The organism is Sphingomonas faeni, assembly GCF_003053745.1.
Lineage (GTDB): Bacteria > Pseudomonadota > Alphaproteobacteria > Sphingomonadales > Sphingomonadaceae > Sphingomonas > Sphingomonas faeni.
Genome location: NZ_QAYE01000019.1, coordinates 21,184 through 28,824, shown reverse-complemented (window position 1 = coordinate 28,824; position 7,641 = coordinate 21,184). Strand labels below are relative to the sequence as shown.

The window sequence follows — 7,641 nt, the reverse complement described above, 5'->3', positions numbered from 1 at the left end:
TGGGGTGACGCGAGCGATCTCGGCGGTGCGGCGGTGTTCCTGTCGTCGGCGGCAGCCAACTACGTCCAGGGCCACATCCTTGCCGTCGATGGCGGCTGGCTCGCTCGGTGACGTTCGTCCCGACACGGGGGTGAGGGCCTGTCTCAAGCCGATGGGAAGGGGCTTCCGTTAGCGTATCCGTCGTGGCACGCCCGCTCCACCACGACCAAGCAGTGGCCCTCCTCCCCGCGCTGGGAGGATTCGATGAAGGGGTGATATGACTAAATTCCTGGCGTTCGGCGAGATCATGTTGCGGCTTTCCCCGCCAGGTCGCGAGTTGCTGTTGCAGACGCCGAAACTCGACGTCTGGGTCGCAGGCGCCGAGGCGAACGTCGTGACGCAGCTTTCACGGCTCGGCCACGACGTCGGGATGGCGACGATGGTCCCCGACAATGATCTCGGCCGCACGGCGATCACGACGCTGCGTGGGCATGGTGTCGACACGTCGACGATCACACGGGGCGGCGACCGGATGGGGCTGTATTTCGTGACGTCCGGTGCAGGCCTTCGCGCTACCGAAGTCATTTACGACCGGGCCTGGTCGTCGTTCGCGGAGGCACCTGCTGAAACCTGGGACTGGACCTCGCTGCTCGGCGGCGTCGATCGGCTGCATCTGTCCGGCATCACGCCGGCGCTCGGCCCGGTCCCGGCTGAAGCGGCGCTGGCAGCCGTCCGAGCGGCGACGGAACGCGGGATTGCGGTCTCGTTCGACGGAAATTGGCGCGGGAAGCTTTGGGAACGATGGGACTCGAACCCGCGCGTGATCCTGACGCAACTCGTCGAGCATGCCGACCTGATGTTCGGCAATCACCGCGATATCGCCCTGCTGCTCGATCGCGACTTCTCCGGCGAGGCCGAGGATCGCCGACGCGAAGCGACGGAGGCCGCGTTCGCCGCGTTTCCCCGCTTGCAGACGATCGCGTCGACCGCGCGCCATGTCGAACACGTCGATCTCCACCGCCTCTCCGCGCGGATCGACACGCGCGACGCCTACGCCCAGACCGACGAGGTCGTCCTAGCCGGTATTGTCGATAGAATCGGCGGCGGTGACGCGTTCGCAGCTGGCGTCCTACACGGACTACGATCCGGCAAGGATATCGCCGAAACCGCGCGTATCGGTTTGGCGCTCGCTGCGCTGAAACACTCGTTGCCCGGGGACGCGAGCCTGTTTCGCCAGGCGGATATCGACGCATATCTGGCCGGCGGCCTCGATGTCCGGCGCTGATGGCTGGACGCGCAGGGCGACGATAGGCGCCGGGGCCGCACTGATCCTCGCGAGCCCCGCGAGAGCGAGTACGGCCCCCAAGGTTCGAACGCCATCAGGCAATTTCGTGGGTACGTCGGAAGGGCAGGTCAGCGCATTCAGGGGAATACGCTACGGTCGTGCCGAGCGGTTCCAGGCGCCACTACCGGTGGTGATGCCGGGGCAGCACCGGCCCGCGCTGGAGTTCGGACCGGTATCCCCGCAATCGGGACCTTATGGCCCGCAGTCGGAGGACTGTCTGTTCCTCAACGTCTGGACCGCCGAGGCCGACGCCCGCGCCAACAAGCCGGTCATGGTCTATATCCACGGGGGCGCCTATTCGAACGGCAGCGTTACCGATCCGTTGAACGATGGGCAGGCGCTGGCGGCACGCGGCGACTGTGTCGTGGTGACGATCAACCACCGGCTCAACGCGTTCGGCTATCTCTACCTCGCGCGGCTCGATCCAAGATTTCCGGACAGCGGCAATGCGGGGCAGCTCGACTTAATCCTCGCGCTCAAATGGGTGCGTGCCAATATCGCGGCGTTCGGCGGCGATCCGTCACGAGTCATGGTGTTCGGACAATCGGGCGGCGGCGCGAAGATCGCGACGATGATGGGGATGCCGGCCGCGGCCGGGCTGTTTCACCGGGCTGCAACGATGAGCGGCCAGCAGGTGACGGTATCCGGCCCGCTGAACGCGACAGCGCGGACGCGAGCCTATCTCGCGAAGCTCGGTGTGACGGAGACCAATATGTCGCCGCTGTCGACGCTCCCCGCTGCAAAGCTTGTCGAGGCGCTCGACGCGACCGATCCGGTGATGGGAGGCGGCGTGTATTTCGGGCCGGTACTCGACATGACCTGGCTGACGCGACATCCGTTCTGGCCGGATGCCAACCCGTTGGGCAACGGTATCCCAATGATGCTGGGCAACACGCATGACGAGACGCGCGGGTTTATAGGTCCGGATTCTGCTAAGGTGAGTGGGCTCGACTGGGCCAATCTGGCGGCCCGCATGGCGCCGGAACTCAAGATCGACATACTGCCCGAATGGGTCGTCGCTGCATACCGCGCGCGATACCCAGCGTGGTCGCCGCTCGATGTGTTCTACGACGCCACCTCCGCAGGCAGAAGCTGGCGCGGGCAGGTGATCGAGGCCGAAGCACGAGCAACCAGCAATTCACTCGCCTGGGTGTACCAAGTCGACTTCGCGTCGCGCACGGATCCGCGTCGCGGTGCTTTCCACACGATGGATATCCCGCTGGTGTTCGGCACTCTGAATGCTGCGGGATCCCAGACCGGTATCGGCGCGGATGCCCATTCCGCATCCAAAGCGATGCAAAACAGTTTCGTCGCGTTCGCGCGTACCGGCGATCCGAACCACGCAGGCGTTCCGGCTTGGCCGCGCTATGACCTGACCACGCGCGCGACGATGATCTTCGATGCGAATTCACATCTCGAGGCCGATCCGCGTCGATGGCAGCGCGAGCTGTTCGCGCGCGTTCCGTACATCCAACCGGGCAGCTGATCTCCGGCGCATGTTGACACGTAAACGATCGTGCGACATTGTCCTGACACCGGTTACCTAAGCATAGACAGGAACCGGGAGCGGACCAGCAACAACTGGCTGTTCAGGAGAGGATGAGATGCACCCGTTCGAAAGTAACGGGTCTTGTTCCCCAAGATCATCAGGGCGGAGGCAACGCGGCAAGCAGCCGACGTCGCAACCGGTGTCATCGATGTTGACCCGACGGGGAGTGGAGGAATGGGCATGCAAACAGCAGCAACGGATCGTCGACTGAACTGGCTTGGCGGGATTTCCGTCGGCAGCCTCGTGCTGGCGCTGGCGATGCCGGCAACCGCAGTTGCGCAAGCCGCGCAGATACCGAATAGCGTGAGCCCAGGAGCACCCACTCAGGTCGATCCGTCACCGGCACAGACCGCAGTCGTCCCTGAGGGGCAACCGGCGGATCCCGCCGCGACGACCGCATCGCAAAACTCGCCCGAAACCGTACCCGAGACGGTATCCGCCGACAGTCCGACCGCCGAGATCATCGTGACCGGATTCCGGCGCTCGCTCGACGCGGCGCTCAACGTCAAGCGTCAGTCGGTGTCGTCGGTCGATGCGATCGTCGCCGAGGACATCGCCAAGTTTCCCGACCAGAACCTGGCTGAGTCGTTGCAGCGTATTCCCGGTATCTCGATCCAGCGCGACGCAGGCGAGGGCCGTGCGATCACCGTACGCGGGCTTGGTGCGCAGTTTACGCGCGTCCGGGTCAATGGCCTGGAGACGGTCGCTACGTCGACCGACGGCGCGAGCTCGAACCGCGATCGTGCGTTCGATTTTAACGTTTTCGCCTCCGAACTGTTCAACTCGATCGTCGTCCACAAGACCGCCGAGGCGTCGCTGGATGAAGGTTCGCTTGGCGCGGTGGTCGACCTCAACACCGGCAATCCGCTGGGTGGCAAAACCGGCTTCACGCTCGTCGGCTCTGCGCAAGCGAGCTATAACGATCTCAGCAAGAATTTCGGACCGCGTCTGGCGGGCCTGCTTTCGTGGAAATCGGCCGACGGCACGTTCGGCATGGCGCTGTCGGGCGCCTATACCAAGACGAACAATTTGGAACTGGGCAACAACAGCGTTCGCTGGGCGCAAGGCGTGTTCGACTCGGTAGGGGGAACGCCGTGCTTTACTGCACCGAACCGCGGTGGCACCTATACCAACTCAGCGATTTGCGACACGGCAGCGCTCGCCTTCCATCCACGCATCCCGCGCTACGGCTCGGTCCGTCACGACCGGGAGCGGCTCGGCATCACCGGCAGCATCCAATGGGCGCCGACTGAATCGACGAAGGTCTCGATCGACGGCCTGTATTCGCGGTTCAAGGAAACCCGCGAAGAGAAATGGGGTGAAGTGCTGCTGCGCTCCAACGAGCGCTCGATCGACATCAGCAACTATACGATCGATGGCAACAACAATCTCGTCAAGGCGACGCTGAACGACGCGTGGGTCCGCACCGAGCATTATCTGCGTAAATCACAGACCGAATTCTATCAGCTTGGCGGAAGCTGGGATCAGGACGTGACGGACAAGCTCCGCTTCACGCTGCTTGGCGGCTTCTCCAAATCGGATGCCACGATCCCGGTCGAGACGACCTTCGTGTTCGATGATCGCGACGCGCAGGGGTATAGCTACGACTATACCGACATGAAGCGGCCGAAGCTTACTTTCGGTACCAGCGTCACCGATCCGGCGAACTTCCAACTGGCCGAAATTCGCGATCGGCCGTCCGAAACGATCAACAAGTTTCGTACCGCGCAGCTGCGCACCGAATGGGATGTCGCCGAAGGGTTCCAGATCAAGGCTGGCGGCATGTATCGCCGCTTCTCGTTCGATACCGCGGGGTTCTCACGCGATGCCGTGGTCTGCCCGAACGCGGGCGGGAAGGACGTCGTGCTCGGCACGCTTACCTGCTCGCCCAACACGCTGTTCGGTCCCACCGCGGTCTATGGCTTCCCCGCCGGAAGCCTTGGCGAGATCTTCAATCTCGGCAAAGCTGGGCAGCCCGCGGGGACGACCACGAGCTTCCTAGTGCCGAACATCGATGCGGCGGCTGCCTATACCAAGCTCTACAACCGCACGCCGACCGTGCTGGTCGGGGATACCCGCAGCGTCGTCGAAGAGGTTACCGGGGGCTATGCCGAGTTCGACATCAAGGGCGACCTGTTCGGCCTGAACTACGCCGCGAACGCCGGCATGCGCTATGCCCATACCGCGCAGAAATCGACCGGCATCTCGTCCGCGGTCGTCGGCGGCGTCACCGTCAACACGCCGGCGACGGTTGGTCGGAGCTACGATGACTGGCTGCCCGCCATGAATGTCGCGCTGTTCCCGACCGAGAAGGTTATCCTGCGCGGCGCGATCGCCAAGGTGCTTACGCGCCCTAGCCTCGGCAGCCTCACGCCGGGTGGTTCGGTCGACGGGTTCAACTACCGCGTGACGTTTGGCAACCCGTTGCTGAAGCCGTTCCGCGCGACCGCGTTCGATCTGGCAGCCGAATGGTATTTCGCGCCGCAATCGATCTTCTCCGTCGCAGTGTTCAAGAAGAACATCGAGAGCTTTACCGTGACACAGACCCGGAGCGGGTCGTTCGCCTCGACGGGTCTACCGCTGTCGGTGATCCCCGCCAGTTCGCCCGCGGCAGGAGCACCGGAGGGACAGCTCTGGCAGATCAACGCGCCCGTCAACGGCGAAGGCGCCTCGCTGAAGGGGATGGAGATTTCGCTCCAATCCAGCTTCCGCTTCCTCCCCGGGTTCCTCAAGAACTTCGGGTTCCTGGCGAATGCGACCTTTGTCGATTCGAGCGCAGGCTATTCGCAAGGGGGGCCTGCCACCGCCGTGACCCGGCCAACCTTCAACCCGGTGACAGGCGCCGTCGTGACGCCCGGTGGCGTGCTCGGTGCGTTGCCGAACACGACGCGCACGGCAACGCTCTACGGCCTGTCGAAGCGCGCGTATAACGGCACGCTCTATTACGAAGACAAGAAGTTCAGCGCGCGCGGGTCCGTCAGCTATCGCAGCCCGTACATCGACGGCAGTTCGGCGACGGGCAACCTGTTCGAGGGGTATAATTCGACCCTGAACGTCGACGCCTCGCTTCGTTACAAGTTGACACCAGCGGTTGAGGTCTCGCTGGAGGGAACGAACCTCACCGACAATTATCGCAGCCGCTACACCGATCTCGACGCGAACCGGAACTACGAGAACAACCACTTCGGCCGCACGTTCCTGATGGGCGCGCGCTTTAAGATGTAGTCTGAATCCGCAAGCGATCCGGTGGCGCACTCCTGGCTAGAGTGCGCCACCGATCAGATCTCGTCAGGGCTGAAACCGAGCGCTGCGGTCAAGGCCGAGCGGGCACGGAGACACTGCTCCCAAAGATGGGGATTACCCAGATCATCGGGCGCAATCGCTTCGGGCCATTCGCGCGCAATGACCGCTTCGATCCGGTCGCAGGCAGCATCATCGAGCAGGAAGCGGCGATCGATCGCAGCAAACGCTTCCGCATCGACCTGAACGCGAAGCCGGAGACACGCAGGACCGCCGCCGTTGCGCATAGATTCGCGGACGTCGACGATCTCCAGTCGGGTGATCGGCCCCCCGGTTGCGATCAATTCCGACAGCCAAGCCCAGACATCGGCATGCTCGCGTGCTTCGGCAGGCAGGACAAGGGTCATTCCCCCATCTGGCATCGTGACCAGCTGGGAATTGAACAGATATGTCCGGATCGCAGTATCGAGGCTCACGCGATCCGACGGAACCTCGACGATCACCGCGTCGGGGACGAGCGCCGCCACCGCATCGTACAGTGCGCGAGGGTTGGCGAACGCCTGCTCATGTGCGAACAGGACGTGACCGTTAGCCACCGCAACCACGTCATTATGGAAAGCACCCGCCGCGATCGCCGCCGCGCTTTGCCGAGCCATCAACGTATGGCGGGGATCGAGGCCGTGACGGCGTGCGACCGCCTCGCTTGCGCTGCGGTGCTGACGCGAGGGGAAGCCACCGGCCTGACCCTCGCCATAGACGAACATCTCTACCGCCGCGCCGCCGGCGGGCGAGACCAGCCGCATGAAGTTGGCTGCGCCTTCATCCCCGAACGCGGCGGGCAGGGGGGGATGCACACGGAAATACCGCGCGTCCGAAAACGCGAGGCGGAGTTGTCGTTCGGTCTGCACTGCCTCGATCGCGCGGTGCGGCATCGTCGACAGGTTCGCGACCGAGATATGGCAAAGGCCGTCACGCGTGTCGGTCGCCGGGGACACCGTTCCCGCATTCGCGGTCCACATCGACGAAGCCGACATCGCGTTGGCGACCAGCGCACGATCGGCAGCCCACGCCGACGACAGGACTTCCGCATCGGATCTCGCGAACCCTAGCGACCTCAACCAATCGACCTGCGGCCTGACGTGCGGCAGGAAGACGCCTTGCTTCAGGCCCATGTCCATCAGGCGACGCATCTTGCCCACACCTTGAAGCGCGGCAAGACGCGGGGCAGACACCGCACCGGCGTTGGCGGACGACGCACGGTTGCCGATCGAAAGTCCCGCGTAATTGTGCGTCGGACCGACGATTCCATCGAAATTGACCTCGATCACGGCATCACTCCTCGTCCCGTCGGTCTCGGTGTTTGCCACCGCCGTCCCGCGAATGGCAGGCCGATAGCCGGAATTGCCGACAGGGTAAAAGGTGCCCTGCCCGATGGAGAAGAGTCTGTAGTCGGTGGCAACGGTCTCGATCGTTGGGGCGGGTTAGCTCGATAGGCTTCCGCTCAACGCCATCAAGCGCCTGTGCGTGG

5 protein-coding genes are annotated in these 7,641 nt (G+C 63.9%); 4 read left to right on the top strand and 1 reads right to left on the bottom strand.

What is annotated here, in order from left to right; translation table 11 throughout:
• The 4 genes from C8J25_RS21235 to C8J25_RS19530 form a co-directional block, all read left to right on the top strand.
• Positions 1-111 (top strand): SDR family oxidoreductase (locus C8J25_RS21235; RefSeq protein WP_244187240.1); only part of this gene is annotated, 111 nt, incomplete at its 5' end.
• A 145-nt stretch (positions 112-256) separates the two neighbouring features.
• Positions 257-1,264 (top strand): sugar kinase, encoded by a 1,008-nt coding sequence (locus C8J25_RS19540; RefSeq protein WP_107956013.1) that lies wholly within the window; start codon positions 257-259, stop codon positions 1,262-1,264.
• Positions 1,251-2,810, top strand: a complete 1,560-nt coding sequence (locus C8J25_RS19535) for a carboxylesterase/lipase family protein (protein WP_107956012.1) — start codon at positions 1,251-1,253, stop codon at positions 2,808-2,810. Before C8J25_RS19540 ends, C8J25_RS19535 begins: the two co-directional genes overlap by 14 nt.
• A 243-nt stretch (positions 2,811-3,053) precedes the next feature.
• The gene (locus tag C8J25_RS19530; RefSeq protein WP_244187239.1) at positions 3,054-6,098 is read left to right on the top strand and encodes a TonB-dependent receptor; all 3,045 of its coding nucleotides are present in this window, start codon (positions 3,054-3,056) and stop codon (positions 6,096-6,098) included.
• Between the two features lie 53 nt (positions 6,099-6,151).
• Here C8J25_RS19530 and C8J25_RS19525 read toward each other — a convergent pair whose 3' ends face one another.
• On the bottom strand, positions 6,152-7,441 hold the full coding sequence (locus tag C8J25_RS19525; protein WP_107956015.1) for an N-succinylarginine dihydrolase: 1,290 nt from the start codon (positions 7,439-7,441) through the stop codon (positions 6,152-6,154).
• Between the last annotated feature and the right edge of the window lie 200 nt (positions 7,442-7,641).